The sequence below is a fragment of the Noviherbaspirillum sp. genome (genome assembly GCF_036563305.1).
Lineage (GTDB): Bacteria > Pseudomonadota > Gammaproteobacteria > Burkholderiales > Burkholderiaceae_D > Noviherbaspirillum.
In genome coordinates this window covers 189,205-211,254 of record NZ_DATCMQ010000015.1, presented here as the reverse complement: position 1 = coordinate 211,254, position 22,050 = coordinate 189,205, and the positions used below count along the sequence as shown (strand labels likewise).

Annotated in this window: 24 protein-coding genes and 1 pseudogene; 24 read left to right on the top strand and 1 reads right to left on the bottom strand. The window is 63.1% G+C overall.

Features of this window, described 5'->3' with window-relative positions; all coding sequences use genetic code 11:
• Window positions 1-196: pseudogene (locus VIM12_RS16380) on the top strand (branched-chain amino acid ABC transporter permease); the annotation flags it as partial.
• A gap of 52 nt (window positions 197-248) precedes the next feature.
• Here VIM12_RS16380 and VIM12_RS16375 read toward each other — a convergent pair.
• Window positions 249-1,424: an iron-containing alcohol dehydrogenase gene (locus VIM12_RS16375; RefSeq protein ID WP_331942739.1), complete on the bottom strand. Its 1,176-nt coding sequence runs from the start codon at window positions 1,422-1,424 to the stop codon at window positions 249-251.
• A gap of 166 nt (window positions 1,425-1,590) precedes the next feature.
• Here VIM12_RS16375 and VIM12_RS16370 point away from each other — a divergent pair, with 166 nt between their 5' ends.
• The 23 genes from VIM12_RS16370 (at window position 1,591) to VIM12_RS16260 (ending at window position 22,033) form a co-directional block, all read left to right on the top strand.
• The gene (locus VIM12_RS16370) at window positions 1,591-2,232 is read left to right on the top strand and encodes a hypothetical protein (RefSeq protein ID WP_331942738.1); all 642 of its coding nucleotides are present in this window, start codon (window positions 1,591-1,593) and stop codon (window positions 2,230-2,232) included.
• Between the two features lie 112 nt (window positions 2,233-2,344).
• Window positions 2,345-4,270, top strand: a complete 1,926-nt coding sequence (gene mnmG, locus VIM12_RS16365; protein ID WP_331942745.1) for a tRNA uridine-5-carboxymethylaminomethyl(34) synthesis enzyme MnmG — start codon at window positions 2,345-2,347, stop codon at window positions 4,268-4,270.
• Between the two features lie 10 nt (window positions 4,271-4,280).
• On the top strand, window positions 4,281-4,937 hold the full coding sequence (gene rsmG / locus VIM12_RS16360) for a 16S rRNA (guanine(527)-N(7))-methyltransferase RsmG (protein ID WP_331942737.1): 657 nt from the start codon (window positions 4,281-4,283) through the stop codon (window positions 4,935-4,937).
• A complete protein-coding gene (gene leuE, locus VIM12_RS16355) occupies window positions 4,934-5,566 on the top strand; it encodes a leucine efflux protein LeuE (RefSeq protein WP_331942736.1) in 633 nt (210 codons plus the stop codon). The genes rsmG and leuE overlap by 4 nt, the downstream gene beginning before the upstream one ends.
• Window positions 5,567-5,573: 7 nt before the next feature.
• Window positions 5,574-6,344, top strand: coding sequence for a ParA family protein (locus VIM12_RS16350; RefSeq protein ID WP_331942735.1), 771 nt, complete (start codon window positions 5,574-5,576; stop codon window positions 6,342-6,344).
• A gap of 19 nt (window positions 6,345-6,363) precedes the next feature.
• Window positions 6,364-7,263, top strand: a complete 900-nt coding sequence (locus VIM12_RS16345; protein WP_331942734.1) for a ParB/RepB/Spo0J family partition protein — start codon at window positions 6,364-6,366, stop codon at window positions 7,261-7,263.
• Window positions 7,260-7,811 carry an alpha/beta hydrolase gene (locus VIM12_RS16340; RefSeq protein ID WP_331942733.1) on the top strand — a complete coding sequence of 184 codons (552 nt, stop codon included), beginning with the start codon at window positions 7,260-7,262 and terminating at the stop codon, window positions 7,809-7,811. Before VIM12_RS16345 ends, VIM12_RS16340 begins: the two co-directional genes overlap by 4 nt.
• A 338-nt stretch (window positions 7,812-8,149) precedes the next feature.
• Window positions 8,150-8,488, top strand: coding sequence for an ATP synthase subunit I (locus tag VIM12_RS16335; protein ID WP_331942732.1), 339 nt, complete (start codon window positions 8,150-8,152; stop codon window positions 8,486-8,488).
• 1 nt (window position 8,489) lies between these two features.
• Window positions 8,490-9,326, top strand: coding sequence for a F0F1 ATP synthase subunit A (gene atpB, locus VIM12_RS16330; protein WP_331942731.1), 837 nt, complete (start codon window positions 8,490-8,492; stop codon window positions 9,324-9,326).
• A 93-nt stretch (window positions 9,327-9,419) separates the two neighbouring features.
• Window positions 9,420-9,665: a F0F1 ATP synthase subunit C gene (gene atpE / locus VIM12_RS16325; protein ID WP_019139942.1), complete on the top strand. Its 246-nt coding sequence runs from the start codon at window positions 9,420-9,422 to the stop codon at window positions 9,663-9,665.
• Window positions 9,666-9,737: 72 nt separating this feature from the next.
• Window positions 9,738-10,208, top strand: a complete 471-nt coding sequence (locus VIM12_RS16320) for a F0F1 ATP synthase subunit B (RefSeq protein WP_331942730.1) — start codon at window positions 9,738-9,740, stop codon at window positions 10,206-10,208.
• A gap of 2 nt (window positions 10,209-10,210) precedes the next feature.
• Window positions 10,211-10,744, top strand: a complete 534-nt coding sequence (locus tag VIM12_RS16315; protein ID WP_331942729.1) for a F0F1 ATP synthase subunit delta — start codon at window positions 10,211-10,213, stop codon at window positions 10,742-10,744.
• Window positions 10,745-10,802: 58 nt separating this feature from the next.
• Entirely contained in the window at window positions 10,803-12,338 is a 1,536-nt protein-coding gene (atpA, locus tag VIM12_RS16310; protein ID WP_331942728.1) for a F0F1 ATP synthase subunit alpha, read from the top strand.
• A gap of 28 nt (window positions 12,339-12,366) precedes the next feature.
• Window positions 12,367-13,236, top strand: a complete 870-nt coding sequence (gene atpG / locus VIM12_RS16305; RefSeq protein ID WP_331942727.1) for a F0F1 ATP synthase subunit gamma — start codon at window positions 12,367-12,369, stop codon at window positions 13,234-13,236.
• Between the two features lie 36 nt (window positions 13,237-13,272).
• Window positions 13,273-14,649: a F0F1 ATP synthase subunit beta gene (atpD, locus tag VIM12_RS16300; protein WP_331942726.1), complete on the top strand. Its 1,377-nt coding sequence runs from the start codon at window positions 13,273-13,275 to the stop codon at window positions 14,647-14,649.
• Window positions 14,650-14,755: 106 nt separating this feature from the next.
• On the top strand, window positions 14,756-15,178 hold the full coding sequence (locus VIM12_RS16295; RefSeq protein WP_331942725.1) for a F0F1 ATP synthase subunit epsilon: 423 nt from the start codon (window positions 14,756-14,758) through the stop codon (window positions 15,176-15,178).
• 108 nt (window positions 15,179-15,286) lie between these two features.
• Window positions 15,287-16,009 (top strand): CoA-binding protein, encoded by a 723-nt coding sequence (locus VIM12_RS16290; RefSeq protein WP_331942724.1) that lies wholly within the window; start codon window positions 15,287-15,289, stop codon window positions 16,007-16,009.
• 3 nt (window positions 16,010-16,012) lie between these two features.
• On the top strand, window positions 16,013-16,777 hold the full coding sequence (locus VIM12_RS16285) for an SGNH/GDSL hydrolase family protein (protein WP_331942723.1): 765 nt from the start codon (window positions 16,013-16,015) through the stop codon (window positions 16,775-16,777).
• A 40-nt stretch (window positions 16,778-16,817) separates the two neighbouring features.
• The gene (locus tag VIM12_RS16280) at window positions 16,818-17,315 is read left to right on the top strand and encodes a hypothetical protein (RefSeq protein WP_331942722.1); all 498 of its coding nucleotides are present in this window, start codon (window positions 16,818-16,820) and stop codon (window positions 17,313-17,315) included.
• 50 nt (window positions 17,316-17,365) lie between these two features.
• A complete protein-coding gene (gene hemE / locus VIM12_RS16275; RefSeq protein WP_331942721.1) occupies window positions 17,366-18,454 on the top strand; it encodes a uroporphyrinogen decarboxylase in 1,089 nt (362 codons plus the stop codon).
• A gap of 754 nt (window positions 18,455-19,208) precedes the next feature.
• Entirely contained in the window at window positions 19,209-21,227 is a 2,019-nt protein-coding gene (locus tag VIM12_RS16270) for a primosomal protein N' (protein WP_331942720.1), read from the top strand.
• Between the two features lie 3 nt (window positions 21,228-21,230).
• Window positions 21,231-21,650 carry a hypothetical protein gene (locus tag VIM12_RS16265; protein WP_331942719.1) on the top strand — a complete coding sequence of 140 codons (420 nt, stop codon included), beginning with the start codon at window positions 21,231-21,233 and terminating at the stop codon, window positions 21,648-21,650.
• Window positions 21,647-22,033 (top strand): DUF1294 domain-containing protein, encoded by a 387-nt coding sequence (locus VIM12_RS16260; RefSeq protein ID WP_331942718.1) that lies wholly within the window; start codon window positions 21,647-21,649, stop codon window positions 22,031-22,033. The genes VIM12_RS16265 and VIM12_RS16260 overlap by 4 nt, the downstream gene beginning before the upstream one ends.
• The last annotated feature ends 17 nt before the right edge of the window (window positions 22,034-22,050 follow it).

Sequence of the window (22,050 nt, the reverse complement as noted above, 5' to 3'; positions counted from 1 at the left end):
GAACAAGCTGGGGGATGTGGGCAGCTTCCTGGCCTCGGCGACCGGCATCGAATGGTTCAACACCATCGGCGAATCGGTCACCATCGTCACCGGCTTCATCTTCATCGTCTGCGTGCTGGCCTTCCGGCGCGGCATCGTCGGTGAAATCGGCGCACTGTTCAAGCGTGCCCCGGGTGCAGCTCCTGCTGCCCACTGATTCTGCCTGATTCTGCCGGCAGCGTCCTGCTGCCGGCTTTTCCTCTCGAGACTTAGAGTGCTGCCGCGTAGATCGCGCGTGCGTCGTCGCGTGTGACGACCCGCGGATTGTTCGTCAACAGCCGGGTCTGCAGCATCGCATCATCGGCGAGCCGGTCGAGGTCCGTTTCGGCAATGCCGACATGGGCCAGGCAGGTCTCGATGCCGGTCCGGCGTGCGATCTCGTCCATCCGGCTGATCAGGGCCTCGGTCTTTGCCTCGTCACTGCCGCTGACTCCCGGCACGACGATCTCGGCCAGTTCCGCATACATCTTTGCCGCCTCTGGCGCATTGAAGCGCAGGACATGCGGAAGCACCAGGGAATTGGACAGTCCATGTGGCACATGGAAAATACCGCCGATCGGATAGGCGAGGGCATGGACCGCCGCACAAGGGGCATTGGCGAAGGACTGGCCAGCGAGCATCGCCCCGAGCAGCATGGACTGGCGCACCGTCAGGTTTTTCCCGTCTTCGCATGCGGCAAGAATGTTGGTTGAAAGCAAGCTCAACGCCTTGCTGGCAAGCATGTCCGACAGGGGATTCTTCTTGACCTTGGTCGTATAGGCCTCGATGGCATGGACCATGGCATCGATCCCGGTCGCAGCAGTCACTTTCGGCGGCAGGCCGATGGTGAGTTCGGCGTCGAGGACGGCGACGTCGGCATACAGCTGTGGCGAAACCACGCCCATCTTGGTCGTCTCGCCGGTGGTGACGATGGAAATCGGGGTGACTTCGGAACCTGTGCCGGCGGTCGTCGGCACCTGGATCAGGGGCAGACGGGAACCCTTCACATTGCCGATGCCGTACATGCTTTTCAAGTCCTGGTCGCTTCCGGCGAGGACCGCGATCAGCTTGGCCACGTCCATGGAGCTACCGCCACCGAAGCCGATGACGATGTCGGTTTGTGCGTTTCGGGCGTCAGCAACGGCTTGCAGCACGACGGCTTCCGGCGGGTCGGCGATGACATCCGAGAAGATGCTCACTTCCAGGCCAGACGCACGAAGGCTTGCAACAGGTGCTTCCACCAGACCGGTCTTGAGGAAGCCGCGGTCGGTGACGACCAGGGCGCGGCGGGCATCAGGAAAGTGCTGGGTAATCAAGGCGCCAAGCTTGCGGGTCACGCCGGTCTCGGAAACGATGTGCGGGACGGTACTGAAGCTGAAAGCGCCAGGGGGCAGGGCGGCGGTCATTTTGTCTCCTTTGTTGGGTGTTTTCTATTGTATCAAGGAGGAGAAACGACGGTCGCCTGGGCACCGGCGCGTTCTACTGGCGTTTCCCATGGCGGCCGGCTACGATAGACGTTCACAGAAGCAACGAACTCCGCGCATCTGTTCCACGTGAAACAAAAGGTTGGCGATGATTCAGGCAACAGCAATTTACCAGCGCACGCGCGAAGGCGGTGACGAGATTCGAGACAAGAATCATGGGCTGACCCAGAGCGAAAGGCTGGTGCTGATCATGGTCGACGGGATCGGCTCGGTCGACCAGTTGCGGGCAAAGCTGCCGGTCCTTGCAGAGGAGCGCTTCTACCGCGCACTGCGGAAACTGGAAGAGGCCGGTCTCGTTCAGGAGGTGCTGCTCCCCGTGGAAGGGCAGACCGCGGAAGAAATCGACCCCGCTACCATCGACCGTTACCTCCGCCAGGACCCGCACGACCCGCTGACGATACTGTTCATCCCAGATGAGGACGATGATGACTGGCAGCTTGCGCCCCCTGTTCGGCGTGACCCAGCCGCGGCAAGAAAGGTGATTCCCGCGATGGACGAGGCGCACATTCAGCTTGCCGAGTCGGTCATTGAAGAGGTAAAGACGCAGCAGGTCGCCCGTCCGGTAAAGCTGGAGCCAATCGCCTTTGCGACCAAACACATCGAGGCGCAAGAGCGGGCGCGCCTGGCCCAGGCGAAGTTGCAAGGCTGGCGCAAAAGCCTTCCATATATCCTTGTATTCTCGGGGCTCGCCTTTCTCGCCGGATTCGGTATTGCGCGCATGATGGTCTGACTGTTTCACGTGAAACAGCGCTATAGGCCGGCGCGTGTCCCCGGAAACGCCTTATAATCTCGCCTCCGGCACGTACTCCAGCCTACTCTTCACCGTCTCCCCGAGGCGAACTATGCTTTTTCCTACCGAATTTGACGTCATTGTTGTTGGCGGCGGCCACGCAGGCACAGAGGCAGCGCTTGCTTCCGCGCGCATGGGGCAGAAGACCCTCCTGCTTACCCACAATATCGAAACCCTTGGGCAGATGTCCTGCAACCCCTCCATCGGCGGGATCGGGAAAGGCCACCTCGTCAAGGAAGTGGATGCGATGGGCGGCGCCATGGCCATTGCCACCGACGAAGCAGGCATACAGTTCCGGATCCTGAATTCTTCCAAAGGCCCGGCGGTTCGGGCAACGCGCGCTCAAGCCGACCGCATCCTCTACAAGAAGGCGATCCGGGAACGCTTGGAGAACCAGCCCAATCTCTGGCTGTTTCAACAGGCAGTCGACGATCTGATGGTGGAAGGTAGCCGGGTTGTCGGCGCAGTGACGCAAGTCGGGATTCGTTTCCGTGGTCGCGCGGTTGTGCTGACCGCTGGCACCTTCCTCGACGGAAAGATCCATGTTGGGCTGAATAATTATTCTGCCGGACGCGCCGGTGATCCGCCTGCGGTTTCCCTCTCGGCTCGCCTGAAGGAGTTAAAGCTGCCGCAAGGCCGACTGAAAACCGGGACGCCGCCACGGATCGACGGTCGCAGCATCGATTTTTCGGTCATGGAAGAGCAACCTGGCGATCTCGATCCCGTTCCCGTCTTTTCCGTCATGGGTTCGGTTGCCATGCATCCTGCGCAACTCCCGTGCTGGGTGACGCATACCAACGAGCGCACGCATGACATCATCCGCAACGGCCTGGATCGCAGCCCGATGTATACCGGCGTGATCGAAGGCGTCGGCCCGCGCTACTGCCCGTCGATCGAGGACAAGATTCATCGGTTCGCCGACAAGGCATCCCACCAGATCTTCCTGGAGCCGGAGGGCCTCACCACCAACGAGTATTACCCCAACGGCATTTCCACCAGTCTGCCTTTCGACGTCCAGCTTGCTCTGGTGCATTCGATGCGCGGACTCGAAAACGCGCACATCCTCCGTCCAGGTTATGCGATCGAGTACGATTATTTCGATCCGCGGGGCTTGAAGGCGTCGCTGGAAACCAAGGCGATCGAAGGACTGTTCTTTGCAGGCCAGATCAATGGCACCACCGGTTACGAAGAGGCGGCTGCGCAGGGCATGCTGGCCGGTATCAATGCCGCACTCCAGACACAGGGTCGCGATACGTGGACACCGCGCCGGGATGAGGCCTACCTTGGCGTGCTGGTGGACGACCTGATCACGAAGGGCGTGCAGGAACCATACCGGATGTTTACAAGCAGGGCGGAATACCGTCTGAGCTTGCGAGAGGATAACGCGGACATGCGTCTGACCGAGATCGGGCGCCAGCTTGGATGCGTGGGCGACGCGCAGTGGGAAGCCTTTGAACGGAAACGGGAGGCGGTCGCAGTCGAACTGGAAAGACTGAAGTCGACCTGGGTGAATCCGCGCATGCTGGCGGATGCGGAAGCAGAGCGGGTGCTGGGTAAAGCAATCGAGAGGGAGTATGCGCTTACTGACCTGTTGCGCCGGCCGAATGTCCGCTACGACCAGCTGATGACGCTTGCAGGAGCCGACGGGCAATGGACGGCGGGGCCGGGTGTCCATGATCCGGCGGTGAAGGAGCAGGTCGAAATCCAGGTGAAGTATGCCGGCTATATCGACCGGCAGGCGCGCGAAGTCGAGCGCCACGACCACTACGAAAACCTCAAGCTGCCTGCGGAGCTTGACTACATGGAAGTACGCGGCCTGTCGATCGAAGTGCGACAGAAGCTCAACAAGCACCGTCCGGAAACCCTCGGCCAGGCTTCGCGCATCTCCGGTATTACGCCCGCCGCGATCTCGCTGCTCCTCGTGCACCTGAAGAAGGGTGGCTTCAAGGAGTTTGCAACACCGCAGGCTGCAGCGTGAGGCGTCGCACATGAATCCTGTCGACCGCGAACGCCTGTCGCAGCGCGTTGCAGCAGGTGCTGCGACGCTACAGCTCGATCTGGCTGCGACACAGCTGGAACAACTGCAGGACTATCTGCAGCTGTTGGTGAAGTGGAACGCCGTGTACAACCTCACCGCAGTGCGCGATCCGGAGCAGATGGTGACGCAGCACCTGCTCGATTCGCTCGCGGCGGTCCCGGCCTTTGCCGGAGCGCGACGCGTGCTCGACGTCGGCGCAGGCGGCGGGCTGCCCGGCATCGTGCTTGCTGTCGCCAGGCCCGACATGGATGTCGCACTGGTCGACACCGTGCACAAGAAAACCGCGTTCCTGACTCAGGTAAAGGCAGAACTCCGCCTGTCCAATGTCACCGTGCACACGGCGCGGGTGGAACAGCTGCAGGTGCAGCAGCCGTTCGATGTCATCACGTCGCGGGCCTTCGCCGAACTGAAGGATTTCATCACCTGGTCCGGCCATCTGCTTGCACCCCATGGATGTTTCATCGCCTTGAAAGGCGTGCGTCCCGACGATGAGATCAGCCGCTTGCCGCAGGGGTGGACGGTAACGCAGGTGCAGCCAATCGTCGTGCCTGGACTCGATGCGGAACGTCACTTGATTACGATAAGGCCAAACGGAGGACAGCCATGACTGCGGTGTTTCACGGACTCGGGATCACGGATATCTGGCAGCTGATCGTGGCAACCATGGTGTTCCTGATGCTGCCTGGACCGGGGACTTTCTGCGTGCTGACGAGCACGGCGCGCCACGGCCTGCGCGGCGGCTACGCTTCACTCGCCGGCCTGATGCTCGGGGACGGCGCGCTCATGCTGCTCGCCGCGCTCGGCGTGGCTGCCCTGCTGCAGGCAAATCCGCTCCTGTTCAAGGGCATGCAATACCTGGGCGCCGCCTACCTCGCCTATCTTGGCTTCCGGCTGCTGACCGCGCGCGACGAGGAGGGCGCCGCCGCGGTGCCGTTCTCGAACAGCGCCGACTTCCGCCGCGGCTTCCTCGTCACGTTGATCAATCCGAAGGCAATCGTTTTCTACATGGCCTTCTTCCCGTTGTTCATCGATCCCGCCACGCACCGCGGCGGACTCACCTTTGCGACGATGGCGGCGGTCATTTCCTGCTGCACCCTGCTATACGGCAGCGTGCTCGTCGTGGCCGGCAATGTCGCCGCCCGGCGCCTCTCCCGTAACCGCAGGATCGCCGCCTACGCCTCCCGGGCGGCCGGCATCTTCCTGATCGGCTTCGGCATCAAACTCACTACCAACTAACAAGAACATGGCCAAGATTTTCTGCGTCGCCAACCAGAAGGGCGGCGTCGGCAAGACCACTACCGCCGTCAACCTTGCCGCCGGCCTCGCGCAGCTCGACCAGCGGGTGCTGCTGGTCGATCTCGATCCGCAAGGCAATGCCACCATGGGCGCCGGCATCAACAAGGCCGCACTCGATGCCACGGTCTACCACGTCTTGCTGGGCCTTAACGATATTGCGGCAACTCGCAAGCGTTCCGAAAACGGCGGCTTCGACGTGCTGCCGGCCAACCGCGACCTCGCGGGCGCCGAAGTGGAGATGGTCGAACTGGACAACCGCGAAAAGCGGCTGAAGGACGCGATTGCCGCCGTAGGCGCCGATTACGACTTCGTGCTGATCGACTGTCCGCCGGCGCTCTCGATGCTCACGCTCAACGGCCTGTGCGCTGCGCACGGCGTGATCATCCCGATGCAGTGCGAATACTATGCGCTGGAAGGCCTCTCCGACCTGGTCAATACGATCAAGATCGTGCATGCCAAGCTCAATACCGACCTCAAGATCATCGGCTTGCTGCGCGTCATGTTCGACCCGCGCATGACGCTCTCCCAGCAGGTCTCCGCCCAGCTCGAGCAGCATTTCGGCGACAAGGTATTCAAGACCATCATTCCGCGCAACGTGCGGCTGGCCGAGGCGCCGTCCTACGGCATGCCAGGCGTGGTCTTCGATCCGTCCTCAAAGGGTGCGCAGGCATACGTCGCGTTCGGGGCCGAGATGGTCGAACGCATCCATTCAATGTAACCAGACAGGCACGACGATCATGGCCATGAAGAAAACCAAGGGACTCGGACGCGGCCTCGACGCGCTCCTCGGCGGCAATACCGACATTGCCGAAGCCGTACCGAATGTCGCCGGTGCGCCGTCGACCCTCGCCGTCACCCAGATGCAGGCCGGCAAATACCAGCCGCGCACGCGCATGGACGAGGGCGCGCTCAACGAGCTTGCCGCCTCCATCAAGGCGCAGGGCCTCATGCAGCCGATCCTGGTGCGTCCGGTCGAGACGGCAGGCAAGTACGAGATCATCGCCGGCGAACGCCGCTTCCGCGCCGCCCAGATTGCCGGCCTGAGCGAAGTGCCGGTACTCGTGAAGGACGTGGACGACCAGGCCGCCGCGGCCATGGCGCTGATCGAGAACATCCAGCGGGAAGACCTCAATCCGCTGGAAGAAGCGCAGGGCATCCACCGGCTGATCAGCGATTTCAATTTCACGCATGAACAGGCGGCCGGCGCCGTCGGCCGTTCCCGCAGCGCGGTCTCCAACCTGCTGCGCCTGCTGAACCTTGCCAAGCCGGTACAGACGATGCTCATGGCAGGCGACATCGACATGGGCCATGCCCGTGCGCTGCTGGCAGTCGACTCGGCCACCCAGATCGCGCTTGCCAACCAGGTCGTCGCCAGGCGCATGTCCGTGCGCGAGGCGGAGAAGCTGGTGGTGCGCACGACGGCGGAACAGGCGAATGCCGGCAAGCCGCGTCAGGCCAGGGAAAAATCGCGCGACATCGCGCGCCTCGAGGAGGAGCTGTCCGACGCGCTGGCCATGCAGGTTGCCATCAAGCTGGGTGCAAAGAACAAGGGCCAGCTCATCATCGACTTCGCCAACCTCGACGCGCTCGACGAGCTGATTGCCAAGCTGCGCACCGAGACGGCTGCTGCCCAATGAGCGGTACGGCGACCGTCCTCATTCTTCCGGGATTGTTCAATTCCGGCGAAGGCCACTGGCAGACCGTATGGGAGAGCACGCTCCCGAATGCAAGACGGGTGCAGCAATCCAACTGGGACTGCCCGGACCGCATCGACTGGGTGGCCGCGCTCGACGCGGCCATCGCATCGGCACAGGAGCCGGTGGTGCTGGCTGCGCACAGCCTCGGTTGCGCGCTGACCGCATGGTGGAGTACTACGGGAAACGTAGCGATGCATGGCTGCAAGGTCAGGGGCGCGCTGCTGGTAGCGCCGCCCGACGTGGAGCGTAATGACTTCCCGGCCTTCGTCACCGGCTTTTCTCCCATGCCGCGCCAGCGGCTACCGTTCAGAACGATCGTCGCCGCTTCATCCGACGATCCCTGGTGCGCGCAAAATCGGGCCCGCGACTGGGCAGGAAACTGGGGCGCCCACTTCCACGACATGGGGCCACGCGGCCACATCAACGCCGAGAGCGGACTCGGCGACTGGCAGCAGGGGCGCACCTGGTTGCGGGAACTGGGAGCCTGATACCGGCGCGCCGTTCTCTCATGCAAGCAGACAGATCCGCGTCCCGTTACCCGGCAGGTAATCGTCTCCGCATGCCGGCCGGCATATCCTGAAAGCGCATCGATGGACGCGACGCCGGCGGTGGCTGAAAACAGTAGCGCGAGGCTCCCGCTACCGTATTTCTACGGTATGGATAGCCGCTAAAGCGCGCCGGCAAAGGTTTGACGGTGACTGTGGAAAACACTTATAATCCCGTGGTTTCACAAGATGCACCACCCTGAAGCGCGCGGCCCGCTGCCGGAGTTCGGATCTCACGAAAGTGCCGACCAGCCCCGCGGATTGCACCAACCCGGACCAACATGCTGCGTATCGTCCTGCTGCAATTCGCGAGTACCGCGGTCGCTGGCGCGATAGCCGGATGGCTGGGTGGCGTACACGCGCTGGTGTCGGCGCTTCTCGGTGGGTTGTGCTGTGTTGTACCAAACGGCTTGTTCGCATTGCGACTGTTCATCAGCGCGAACAAGCCCGGCGCTGTCAACCCGATGACATTTTTCATCGGCGAGTTTATCAAGATTGCATTGACGATCGCGCTGCTTGGCGCGGTGGTCTGGCTGTATCGCGATTTGAACTGGCTGGCGCTGATCGCCGCCTTCATCGTGGCCCTGAAAAGTTACATCATCTTATTGTTTAGGCACTGACATGGCATCTACAGCAGTTGACGGAGCGGCGCACGCGCCAACGGCTTCCGAATACATCGTCCACCACCTCGGACATTTCTCCACCAAGCATCAGGACAAGATCGTCGACTTCTCGATCATCAACATGGATACCGTGTTCTGGTCCGTGGCGATGGGTGTGGTCGGCTGTTTCGTCATGTGGCTGGCCGCGCGCCGGGCGACCTCCGGCGTGCCGGGTCGCCTGCAGGCTTTCGTCGAGATGGTCGTCGAAATGGTGGAAGACCAGTCCAAGGCGATCGTCCATGGCGATCGCCGCTTCATCGCCCCGCTGGCGCTGACCGTGTTCGTCTGGGTCGCGCTGATGAACTCCCTGGATTTCCTGCCGGTCGACCTGTTCGCCGCCCTGTTCAACCTCGTCGGCCTGAGCGATGTCATCCCCTATCACCGCGTCGTGCCGACGGCAGACCTGAACGGCACGCTCGGCATTTCCCTCGGCGTGCTCGCGCTGATGATCTACTACAGCCTGAAGATCAAGGGCGTCGGCGGATGGATCCATGAACTCTTCGCCGCACCGTTCGGCATCTGGATGGCGCCGTTCAACTTCCTGCTCAACCTGATCGAATACGCCGCGAAGACCGTTTCGCTTGGCATGCGACTGTTCGGCAACATGTACGCAGGCGAGCTGCTGTTCCTGCTGATCGCGCTGCTGGGCTCGATGGCGACTGCCTTCGGCTTCATCGGCCATGTGATCGCGGGGTCGATCTGGGCGATCTTCCACATCCTGATCGTCATCCTGCAGGCATTCATTTTCATGATGCTGACGCTGGTGTACATCGGTCAGGCGCATGAAGGTCACTAAGACCGCGCAAAGAATCGAAAGATAGTAGTAGTACAGAAGTTTGTTTTTGGCTTTTTCATTTTTGTTTCAACTTAACCTTCTAAAGGATTTCAAATGACTGACGTTTCTTTTGTTGCTCTGGCTTGCGGTCTGATCATCGGCCTCGGTGCAATCGGCGCATGTATCGGCATCGCCCTGATGGGTGGCAAGTACCTGGAAGCTTCCGCTCGTCAGCCTGAACTGATGAACACCCTGCAAACCAAGATGTTCCTGCTGGCCGGTCTGATCGACGCGGCGTTCCTGATCGGTGTCGGTATCGCAATGCTGTTCGCATTCGCAAACCCGTTCGTCGCAGGCTGATAACGCCAGGACAACCGTTGCTCGCGCCGGACCGAGAGGTTCGGCTCTCGTTATTCTGAGAAGGAAAACACCGTGAACTTAAATGCAACTTTGTTTGCGCAGTTCGTGGTCTTCTTCATCCTCGCCTGGTTCACCATGAAGTTCGTGTGGCCGCCGTTGATGAAGGCGCTCGACGAGCGCGCAGAGAAGATCGCGAACGGTCTGGCAGCAGCAGACCGCGCAAAGACCGAAGTCGCCGCCGCCGAGAAGCGTGCGCAGGCCGAACTGGCTTCCGCCCGTGACGAAGGCCAGAAGCGTATCGGCGACGCGGAAAAGCGTGCCCATGCAATCATCGAGGATGCCAAGCGCACCGCGTCCGAAGAAGCGGCCCGCATCGTCGCCGCCGCGCGCGCAGATGCCGAACAGCAGGTAACGCGCGCGCGTGAAGAGCTGCGTGCCCAGGTCGCGGGTCTCGCGGTCAAGGGTGCCGAGCAGATCCTCAAGCGCGAGGTCAATGCAGCGGCGCACGCCGACCTGCTGAACCAACTCAAGACCGAGCTGTAATCATGGCCGAACTCGCAACGATTGCTCGTCCCTACGCAGAAGCGCTGTTCCGTGTGGCGCAGTCCGGCAAGCTGGCCGCCTGGTCCGACCTGGTGTCGGAAATGGCGGCCGTTGCCGCGCTTCCCGATGTCCAGTCTTTCGCCAGCAACCCGAAACTGACGGATCAGCAGGTTGTCGAAACCTTCTTGTCGCTGTTGAAGACCCCGGTCACGCCCGAAGCCAAGAACTTCGTGCTGATGCTGGTCGAAAACGGCCGCCTGACGCTGTTGCCGGAAATCGGCACCCAATTCCACGTGTTGAAGAACGCGGCGGAAGGTGCAGCCGATGCAGAGATCACGAGCGCGTTCGAGTTGACCGACGCACAAGTGAAAGACCTGGTGGCGACGCTGGAGAAGAAATTCGGCCGCAAGCTCAATCCGACCGTCAAGGTGGACCCGGCGCTGATCGGCGGCGTACGCGTGGCCGTGGGCGACGAGGTGCTCGATACCTCGGTGCGCGCGAAGCTGCAGCAGATGTACGTCGCGCTGGCGTCGTAAGCGCAGCTTCCGACCACGCCTTCAACGGCAAGCAGAGTGAAAAATTTTAGGAGTTAACATGCAACTCAACCCGTCTGAAATCAGCGAACTGATCAAGAGCCGGATCCAGGGCCTTGGTGACAACGCTGAGATTCGCAATCAGGGCACGGTCATCTCCCTGACCGACGGCATCGCCCGCGTTCACGGTCTTTCCGATGCAATGCAAGGCGAAATGCTGGAATTCCCGGGCAATACCTTCGGCCTCGCGCTGAACCTCGAGCGCGACTCCGTCGGCGCCGTTATCCTGGGTGACTACGAACACATTTCCGAAGGCGACACGGTGAAGACCACCGGCCGCGTGCTGGAAGTGCCGATCGGCCCGGAACTGCGCGGCCGCGTCGTGAACGCGCTGGGCCAGCCGATCGATGGCAAGGGTCCGGTCAACACCAAGCTGAGCTCCCCGATCGAAAAGATCGCCCCCGGCGTTATCGCCCGCCAGTCCGTGTCCCAGCCGATGCAGACCGGCCTGAAGGCAATCGACTCGATGGTGCCGATTGGCCGCGGCCAGCGCGAGCTGATCATCGGCGACCGCCAGACCGGCAAGTCGGCTGTTGCGATTGATGCGATCATCAATCAAAAGGGCCAGAACATGACGTGTATCTACGTCGCGATCGGCCAGAAGGCATCGACCATCAAGAACATCGTGCGCGCACTCGAGCAGAACGGCGCGATGGACTACACCATCGTGGTCGCCGCTTCCGCATCCGAGTCCGCAGCAATGCAGTACATCGCTGCCTACTCCGGCTGCACGATGGGCGAATACTTCCGCGACCGCGGCGAAGACGCGCTGATCGTGTATGACGACCTGTCCAAGCAGGCCGTGGCCTACCGCCAGGTTTCGCTGCTGCTGCGCCGTCCCCCGGGACGCGAAGCCTACCCGGGCGACGTGTTCTACCTGCACAGCCGCCTGCTCGAGCGCGCGGCCCGCGTGAACCCCGACTACGTCGAAGCGTTCACCAAGGGCGAAGTCAAGGGCCAGACCGGCTCGCTGACCGCACTCCCGATCATTGAAACCCAGGCAGGCGACGTTTCCGCGTTCGTGCCGACCAACGTGATCTCGATCACCGACGGCCAGATCTTCCTGGAGACCTCGCTGTTCAACTCGGGTATCCGTCCCGCGATCAACGCCGGTATCTCGGTGTCGCGCGTCGGTGGTGCAGCGCAGACCAAGGTCATCAAGGGCCTGTCCGGCGGTATCCGTACCGACCTGGCGCAGTACCGTGAGCTGGCTGCGTTCGCCCAGTTCGCTTCCGACCTCGACGAAGCCACCCGCAAGCAGCTCGACCGCGGCGCACGCGTGACCGAACTGCTGAAGCAGCCCCAGTACTCGCCGCTGCCGATCTCGCTGATGGCGGTGTCGCTGTTTGCGGTCAACAAGGGCTATTTCGACGACATCGACGTGAAGCAGGTGCTGGCCTTCGAATCCGGCCTGCACAACTTCATGAAGACCAGCCACGGCGCCCTGCTGCAGAAGATTGAAGACAGCAAGCAACTCGATAAAGACGGCGAAGCACAGATGGCCGCCGCGATTGCCGACTTCAAGAAAACATTCTGAGCCGCCGGAGCTAAAGGAGTAATCACTCATGGCTGCAGGTAAAGAAATACGCGGCAAGATCAAGAGCGTAGAGAATACGAAGAAGATCACCAAGGCGATGGAAATGGTCGCCGCATCCAAGATGCGCAAGGCGCAGGACCGGATGCGGGGCGCCCGTCCCTACAGTGACAAGATTCGGAATATCGCCGCTCATCTGTCGCAGGCCAACCCCGAGTACACGCACCCGTTCCTGGTCAAGCAGGAAGGATCCGGCACGGTAGGCGTGATCGTCGTGACGACCGACAAGGGTCTGTGCGGCGGCATGAATACCAACGTGCTGCGTCAGGTGACCAACAAGGTGCGCGAACTCGAGGGTGCCGGCAAGAAGGTTGAAGCAGTCGCAATCGGCAACAAGGGCCTCGGCTTCCTGAACCGCATCGGCGCCAAGGTCGTGTCGCAGGCGATCCAGCTCGGCGACACGCCGCATCTGGAAAAGCTGATCGGCCCGGTCAAGGTCCTGCTCGACGCCTACCAGGAAGGCAAGCTGGACGCCGTCTATCTGTTCTATACCAAGTTCATCAACACGATGAAGCAGGAACCGATGATGGACCAGCTGCTGCCGCTGTCGGCGGAGCGCATGGAAGCGGACAAGTCGTCCCACGCTTGGGACTACATCTACGAGCCCGATGCGCAGACGGTGATCGACGAGCTGCTGGTGCGGTACGTCGAGGCGCTGATCTACCAGGCGGTGGCCGAGAACATGGCGTCCGAGCAGTCGGCGCGCATGGTCGCAATGAAGGCGGCCTCCGACAATGCCGGCAACGTGATCAGCGAGCTGAAACTGGTCTACAACAAGACCCGGCAGGCTGCGATCACCAAGGAACTGTCCGAGATCGTCGCCGGCGCGGCTGCGGTTTAACGAAAAGAATTTAAATCTAATATTGAAGGAACGAAAATGGCTGATGGCAAAATCGTTCAGTGTATCGGCGCGGTGGTGGACGTTGAGTTTCCCCGCAACGCGATGCCGAAGGTGTACGACGCACTGAAGATGGCAGGTTCCGAGCTGACCCTGGAAGTGCAGCAGCAGCTTGGCGACGGCGTTGTCCGTACCATTGCACTGGGCTCCTCCGAAGGTCTGCGTCGCGGCATGACCATCCAGAACACCGGCGCACCGATCTCGGTGCCGGTCGGACCGGCAACCCTGGGCCGCATCATGGACGTGCTCGGCAACCCGATCGACGAAGCAGGTCCGGTCGCGACCGACGTGCGCGCATCGATCCACCGCAAGGCACCGGCCTACGACGAGCTGTCGCCGTCGCAGGACCTGCTCGAAACCGGCATCAAGGTGATTGACCTGGTATGCCCGTTTGCAAAGGGCGGCAAGGTCGGTCTGTTCGGCGGTGCAGGCGTGGGCAAGACCGTGAACATGATGGAACTCATCAACAACATCGCGAAGCAGCACTCCGGTCTGTCGGTGTTTGCAGGCGTGGGCGAGCGTACCCGTGAGGGCAACGACTTCTACCACGAGATGAAGGACTCCAACGTTCTGGACAAGGTCGCGATGGTGTACGGCCAGATGAACGAACCGCCTGGCAACCGTCTGCGCGTCGCGCTGACCGGCCTGACCATCGCGGAATCCTTCCGTGACGAAGGCCGTGACGTGCTGTTCTTCGTCGATAACATCTACCGCTACACGCTGGCCGGTACCGAAGTGTCCGCACTGCTGGGCCGTATGCCTTCCGCGGTGGGTTACCAGCCGACGCTGGCCGAGGAAATGGGCCGTCTGCAGGAGCGCATCACCTCCACCAAGACCGGTTCGATCACCTCGATCCAGGCCGTGTACGTCCCTGCGGATGACTTGACCGACCCGTCGCCGGCGACCACCTTCGCCCACCTCGACTCCACCGTCGTGCTGTCGCGTGACATCGCTGCACTGGGTATCTATCCCGCGGTCGACCCGCTGGATTCGACCTCGCGCCAGCTGGACCCGAACGTCGTCGGCCAGGACCACTACGAGACCGCGCGCGCCGTCCAGGGCACGCTGCAGCGCTACAAGGAACTGCGCGACATCATCGCGATCCTGGGCATGGACGAACTGGCACCGGAAGACAAGCTGGTCGTGGCACGCGCCCGCAAGATGCAGCGTTTCCTGTCCCAGCCGTTCCACGTTGCGGAAGTGTTCACCGGCTCCCCGGGCAAGTATGTTTCGCTGAAGGACACGATCAAGGGCTTCAAGATGATCGCCAGCGGCGAGCTCGACCACCTGCCCGAGCAGGCGTTCTACATGGTCGGCACGATCGACGAAGCAATCGAAAAAGCCAAGAAGATCTGATCGTCCGCGAGCAGGCGGTAGCCGCAGGACCCGGGTGACCGGGCCGCCTCGGCCGCCGCCGGCTGGCAGGGCGTCTGGCCTTCAGACGAACAACAAAGGTTCAAACATGGCAAACACAATTCACGTAGACGTCGTCTCCGCCGAAGAGGAAATCTTCGCCGGCGAAGCCGAATTCGTCGCGTTGCCGGGTGAAGCGGGTGAACTGGGCATCTACCCGATGCATACGCCGCTGATCACCCGGATTCGTCCCGGCGCCGTGCGCATCAAGGTCGCGGGCAGGGATGACGAGGAATTCGTCTTCGTTGCAGGCGGCCTCCTCGAGGTGCAGCCGAACGTGGTCACCGTGCTGGCCGATACCGCGATCCGCGGGACCGACCTGGACGAGGCGAAGGCGGCGGAAGCCAAGCGCCTGGCGGAAGAAGCAATGGCCAATCGCGAATCGGAAATCGATTACGCGAAGGCCCAGGCCGAGCTGGCCGCCGCGGTGGCGCAGCTGGCCGCGATCGAGAAACTTCGCCGCAAGCGCTGAGCAAGCGGGCAGTACAATGAAAAGGCAGCCACGGCTGCCTTTTTTTCTATCCGGCGATACCGGGGCCGTCCGAGGAAATGCCACCGCAGCGCTTCTGGAGTAACCGACATGGTTGAAGACAAGGTCAGCAACTTGTTCGCGACGGCCACGACGATTGCTCTCGTCGGCCTGTCACCGGAGGCGAGCCGGCCGAGCCATGCCGTTGCCCGCTATCTGCAGGCCCGGGGCTACCGGATCGTTCCCGTCAATCCCGCTGTCACAGGCGGCAGCGTCCTCGGCCAGCCGAGCCATGCCACGCTGCAGGAGGCGGCGGCCGCGCTCGCCGGACAGGGGAGCCGGATCGACATCGTCGACTGCTTCCGGCGCTCCGAGCACGTGCCGGACATCGTGGCGGACGCAATCGCGGTGAACGCGCGCTGCGTCTGGATGCAGTCAGGCGTGCACCACGCCGAAACGGCCGCGAAGGCGCGGGCGGCAGGACTTCTTGTGGTGGAAGACGCCTGCATCAAGACCGAACACGCGTTGCGCGCCGGCGCGCTTGCCGGCGATGGCGATGCCTGTGCAGATGTCAATGCCAACGCCGATGCAGAAGCAGACGCACACGCAGACGCAGACGCACACGCAGACGCAGACGCAGACGCAGACGCAGACGCAGAAGCAGAAGCAGACGCAGAAGCAGAAGCAGACGCACACGCAGACGCAGAAGCAGACGCACACGCACACGCACACGCAGGACCAGCTTCCAGTGCCATCCACATTGGCAGCGGCAGCGGTAATGGGCCCGGCCTACACCCGATAGCCATCCCTCATGCCCGCCCGGGGCGTCACTGAAACATGCGCCGCTACCTCGCCGAGCTCATCGCCGTTCCGCTGCTGCCACTGCTGCTGGCGCAAGGCCGCCGGACGCGCCGGGTGACGCCGAGGCTGCCGGAAGCGGCGGGACCGGAATACGGACTAGCGCCCGGCGCCGCGGAAGCGGCACCGCTTTCGCTGCTGGCAATCGGCGAGTCGCCGGTCGCAGGCGTGGGTGTCGACTCCCACGAGCATGCGATCACCTGCCGCTTTGCCCATGCGCTCGCCAGCCGCACGGGGCGGCCGGTCCGCTGGCGCGCTTGCGGCAAGAACGGGATCACCGCCTCGGAGGCCCTCGACCAGCTGCTGTCCACGTTGCCGGAAAAACCGGTGGACATCGCCCTGGTTGCCTTCGGCGTCAACGACACCACCGCATTCCGCTCGACCACCCGATGGCGCGCCGATCTGCTGGCGCTTTGCAGGGCAGTGCAGGCACGTTGTACCCCGCGCCTGCTGATCGTCTGCGGCGTGCCGCCGGTCGGCCGCTTTCCGGCACTGCCCCAGCCGCTGCGAATGGTATTGGGACTCAAGGCAGAGGCGCTCGACGCGGTTGCCCGTTCCGTAGCGGACACGCTGCCGCAGACCCTGTACATTCCGCTCGCGCTCGACCCCGACGACCGCAGGCTGATGGCGAGCGACGGCTACCATCCGTCGGCCGAAGGCTGCAATGCCTGGGCCGCGGCGCTGGCGCAGACCTGCCATGAACGCATACCCGAGGCGCGAGCCGACCGCGCCGATGCACCGTAGGAAAGTTTGCGGGTAGCATAGCGGCACTGCAGGAGAGCACATGAACTTTTTTCTGAACCCCGACTTCTGGGAAGTATCGAGCTTCGTCGTTACCGTGTTCGGCCTGCCGTTCGCGATCTTCCTGTTCCTGTACGAGCAGCGCAAGGAGCGCGATGCCGAGGATGAAGAGGCCTACCAGCTGCTGCAGAATGCCTACAACGATTTCCTGAAGATCGTGCTCGACAATCCCGACCTCAAGCTGCGCAGCAACACGATGCGGCCCGACCTGAACGACGAGCAGCGCGAGCGCACCATCATCATTTTCGAGATGCTGATCGCCCTGTTCGAACGGGCCTATATCGTCTCCTACGAGGAAGAGCTGTCGGGCGTGGCCCTGCGGCGCTGGAATTCCTGGGACGACTACATGCGCGAATGGTGCCGCCGCGAAGACTTCTACTACCTGCTGCCGCAACTGCTGCGTGGCGAGGACCCGGATTTCGCCGCTTACATCCGACGGGTGGCCGACGAGGAGCAGCAGGGCAAGATCCTGCATGCCTGACATTGGGCTTCCCCATCGGCGATAATGGCGGCTTACCGAAAGCCCATTCCATGTCATCCACATTCGCCCCGCTCAAGAACGACACCTTCCTGCGCGCGCTGCTGCGCCAGCCCACCGACTACACGCCGCTCTGGCTGATGCGCCAGGCCGGTCGCTACCTGCCGGAATACTGCGCGACCCGCAAGCGCGCCGGTTCCTTCCTCGGCCTGGCCAAGAACCCGGATTACGCCACGGAGGTCACCCTGCAGCCACTGGACCGCTATCCGCTTGACGCCGCCATCCTGTTCTCCGACATCCTGACCGTGCCGGATGCCATGGGCCTCGGCCTGCATTTCGAGGAAGGCGAAGGCCCGAAGTTTTCCCGCCCGCTGCGCGATGAAAAAGCGGTGATGGCGTTGCAGGCGCCCCCGCCCGGCTCGCTGCAGTATGTGTTCGACGCGGTCACGCAGATTCGCACCGCGCTCAGCGGGCGCGTCCCCCTGATCGGCTTCTCCGGCAGTCCATGGACGCTGGCCTGCTACATGGTCGAAGGCGGCGGGTCGAGCGACTTCCGTACGGTGAAGACCATGCTGTACCAGCGTCCCGACCTGATGCACCACATCCTCAAGACCAACGCCGATGCGGTCGCCGCCTACCTGAACGCCCAGATCGAGGCGGGCGCGCAGGCCGTGATGATCTTCGACACCTGGGGCGGGGCACTGGCCGATGGCGCCTACCAGCAGTTCTCGCTGCATTACATGCGCGCGGTGATCGCCGGCCTCAAGCGCGAGCACGCCGGCGTGCGCATTCCCGCCATCGTGTTCACCAAGGGCGGCGGCTTGTGGCTGGAAGAGATTGCCGCCAGCGGCGCGGACGCGGTTGGCCTGGACTGGACTGTCAACCTCGGCCAGGCGCGCGCGCGCGTCGGCGACAAGGTCGCCCTGCAGGGCAATCTCGATCCGAATGTCCTGTTCGCCGGGTCCGGCCAGATCCGCGACGAAGTGCGCAGGTTGCTCGACCAGTACGGTGCGCCCTCGGCCGGGCACGGCCACGTGTTCAATCTCGGGCATGGCATTTCGCAGTTCACGCCGCCCGAGTCGGTGGCGGTCCTGGTCGACGCCGTGCATGACATGAGCCGCGCCATGCGCCCGGTCGGCTAGACCAACCGGCTGCTCCGATTCCGTAACATTTGCGGACGGCCGAGCCGGTTTTATTCACACTGCGGCCCACCTCGCATTTCAGGAAGAAAATATTTTTTCGAACCGGGAACTAATCAAATGTGCCCTTCTAAGTCATTGATTTTTAAGGGCCGTTTTTTTGCTTTTCATTTCGGCATTCTGTTGGAACCCGCATAAAATCAGGGCTCTCCGGCTGTCAAGAGGCGGTTCTCCACAAAGTTATCCACAGACTTTGTGGATAGCTGAAAAAGGTCTTACGCGGCACGGAGTTAGCGCGTTTCTTCAAGAATTACATTAACTCCGGCGCAGGGGCGACACGGACGCCGTTAGCCAAGCAGACGATTGACAAATGGTCGCGGAGCCGGGAAAGAATCGGTCACTGCAGCGGCAAAGTAGTGCCTATGGTCAGTAGCCGAACGTCAAAGGGGGAGGGGAAAACGGCAGGAATTCCCCGCAGTTATTCACACTGCAGCAAACGGTGCCCGATTGTGCTGAGCAACATTTTTTCACGGAGATGAAAACCTACAGTGCGCAACCGCTTTCGTAAGATACTGAATTAGAAGGATATTTTTTCTGCTTTTCAAACAAGCAAAACGCAGCAGAGGCTTGTCCCGAAAGGGGATCTCCACATGCGCAGGCTCCTTGTCCACAAAGTTATCCACAGGATTTGTGGATAGCTGAAAAAGCCCTTATGAAACCGGGCTTTACCGCCCAATCTGAAGAACCAGCTTAAGCCGTGGAACAGCAATTTCTCACTGTCGCCCTTGATACCCCGCTAGCCACCTGCTTCGACTACCGCTGGCAGGGCGAGGAGCGGGCGGCGCCCGGGCAACTGGTGCTGGTCCCTTTCGGGCGACGGCAGGAAGTGGGTGTCGTCGTCGGTGTCGGCGCGCGTAGCGAGGTCCCCGCAGACAAGATCAAGGACGTGCTCGCCCTTCGCACGCAACTGGCGCCGCTGCCGCCTGACTGGATTGCGCTCTGCGCCTTCGCCGCCGACTACTATCAGCGGCCGCTGGGTGAAGTGGCGGTGCCGTCGCTGCCGAAAAACCTGCGTGCCACGACGACGGTGGCGCTCGACCGGGCGTTGAAGAAGCTGGCCAAGGCCGTCCCGGCCGAGGCAGCCGCGGCCGGCCAGGCGCCGCCCGAACTGAACGCGGCGCAGCGCGAGGCGGCGGATGCCATCGGCAGCGCGCAGGGGTTTTCACCGGTGCTGCTGTACGGCGTGACTGGCAGCGGCAAGACCGAGGTCTACCTGCAGGCTGCCGCACGGATCCTGGAGCGCGACCCGCAGGCCCAGGTGCTGATCCTGGTCCCGGAGATCAACCTGACGCCGCAGCTTGAGCAGAATGTGCGGGCCCGCTTTCCGGCCAGCGCCGTCGCCACGCTGCACAGCGGGCTGGCGGAAGGGGAGCGCGGCCTGCACTGGCTGGCCGCGCATCTCGGCCAGGCCCGCATCGTGCTCGGCACGCGGCTGGCGATCCTTGCCTCCCTGCCCAACCTGAAGCTCGTGATCGTCGACGAAGAGCACGATCCGTCGTACAAGCAGCAGGAGGGCTTGCGCTATTCCGCCCGCGACCTCGCGGTGTGGCGGGCGCGGCAGCGCGATATTCCGATCGTGCTCGGCTCCGCGACGCCCTCGCTGGAGACCTGGCAGCACGCACAGTCGGGCCGCTACCGCAAGCTGGTGCTGTCCGAACGCGCAAGCCGCGACGCGGTGCTGCCCAGGATCCGCTTGGTCGACATGGAGCGCGACAAGCCCGGGCAGGGCCTCACCTCCACGCTGGTGAGCGCGCTGAAGCTGCGGCTGGAACGCGGCGAACAGTCGCTGCTTTTCCTGAACCGGCGCGGCTATGCACCTGTGCTCGCGTGCGACGCCTGCGGCTGGATCGGCAACTGCCCGCGCTGCACCGCCTTCATGGTGCTGCACAAGCCGGAGCACCGCCTGCGCTGCCACCATTGCAGCCTGGAGCAGCGCATTCCGCGATCCTGCCCGACCTGCGGCAATATCGACCTGCAGCCGCTCGGGCGTGGTACCCAGCGCATCGAGGAGGGACTGCAGCAGATCTTTCCGCAGGCGCGCGTCATGCGCATCGATGCCGACTCGACCCGTCTCAAGGGCAGCGCCCAGGCCGCTTTCGAGACGGTGCACCGGGGCGAGGTCGACATCCTGATCGGCACCCAGATGGTGGCCAAGGGACATGACTTCCGCAACCTGACGCTGGTGGGCGTGCTCAATCCGGACACCTCGCTGTTCTCGCACGACTATCGCGCCAGTGAGCGACTGTTCGCCCAGCTGATGCAGGTGTCGGGACGGGCCGGCCGCGCCGGGCGCCGGGAGGGCGGCAACGCCAGCGAGGTGCTGATTCAGACCCGCTACCCGACTCACCCGCTGTATGCCGCCCTGATGCGGCACGACTACGACAGTTTTGCCGGTACGCTGCTGGAGGAGCGGCAGCAGGCCGGCGTGCCGCCGTTCATGTACCAGGCGCTGCTGCGGGCGGAGGCGCGCGAGCTGCAGGCCGCGCTCGATTTCCTGCAGCAGGCCGCCGGCATGCTGCACCATCCGGCAATTACCATCAACGACCCGATCCCGATGACCGTGACCCGGGTTGCCAACGTCGAGCGCGCGCAGCTGCTGGTCGAATCCGCCTCGCGGCCGGCGCTGCAATCCTTCCTCAAGGCGTGGATGGCCGAGCTGCGCGCAACGAAAGCGCGGGCGCGCTGGTCGCTCGAAGTCGATCCGCTCGACATCTGAACCATGCAGCATCCCGCCCGGCCGACCGCAACGCCCGCCCCCCAGGAGAGGCTTACCCGGCAGGACCTGCATGCGATGCTGGATGGCCTGACGACCTGCGATCCCTGGGAGGTCGAACGATGCGTCCGGTTCGTGCTCGCCGAGACGCAGGGCGTCTGGCACAACCGGGCGCGCGCGAAGATGTGCAGGAGGCTCAAGCATTGCGCGCTGGGGCGCACCCATCGCGAGCAGCTTGTCGCGTGCATCCTCGGGCGCCTGCGCGATGGACACTTCACCGAACAGTACCGGGACCAGCTGCGGCTGGCGCCGCGGCTGGACCGGCCCGCGGCCGAGGCGGCCGCGCACGCCGGCATGGCGGCCGACAAGGCGCACGTGCGGCGCTACTCGGCCTGGCTGCTGGCGCGGGCAGGGGACATGGCATGAGCAGGCGGCGCCAGCGCACAACGGCGCCGACGGGCGTCCGCAACACGGTGCTGGCGCTGGTGACGGCATTTGCCGCCGGCATCTGCCTGCTCGCCGCATCCGGCCGCATACCCTGGCTGCTGCCGGCCTACTACGCCGTCCTGGCGGGATCGGGCTTTGGCGCCTACGCCATCGACAAGCACGCCGCCCTGCGTCGACACCGCCGGATTCCCGAGCGCCGGCTGCACCTGCTGGCGCTTGCCGGCGCGTGGCCGGGGGCGATGCTGGCGCAGCAGCTGCTGCGCCACAAAACGCGCAAGCAGCCGTTCGGCGCGATCCTCCACGCCAGCGCCCTGGCCAACTGCCTGGCATTGGGCCTGCTCGTGTCGCACTACTGGCGGTGACGGTATAGTGCTCGGTT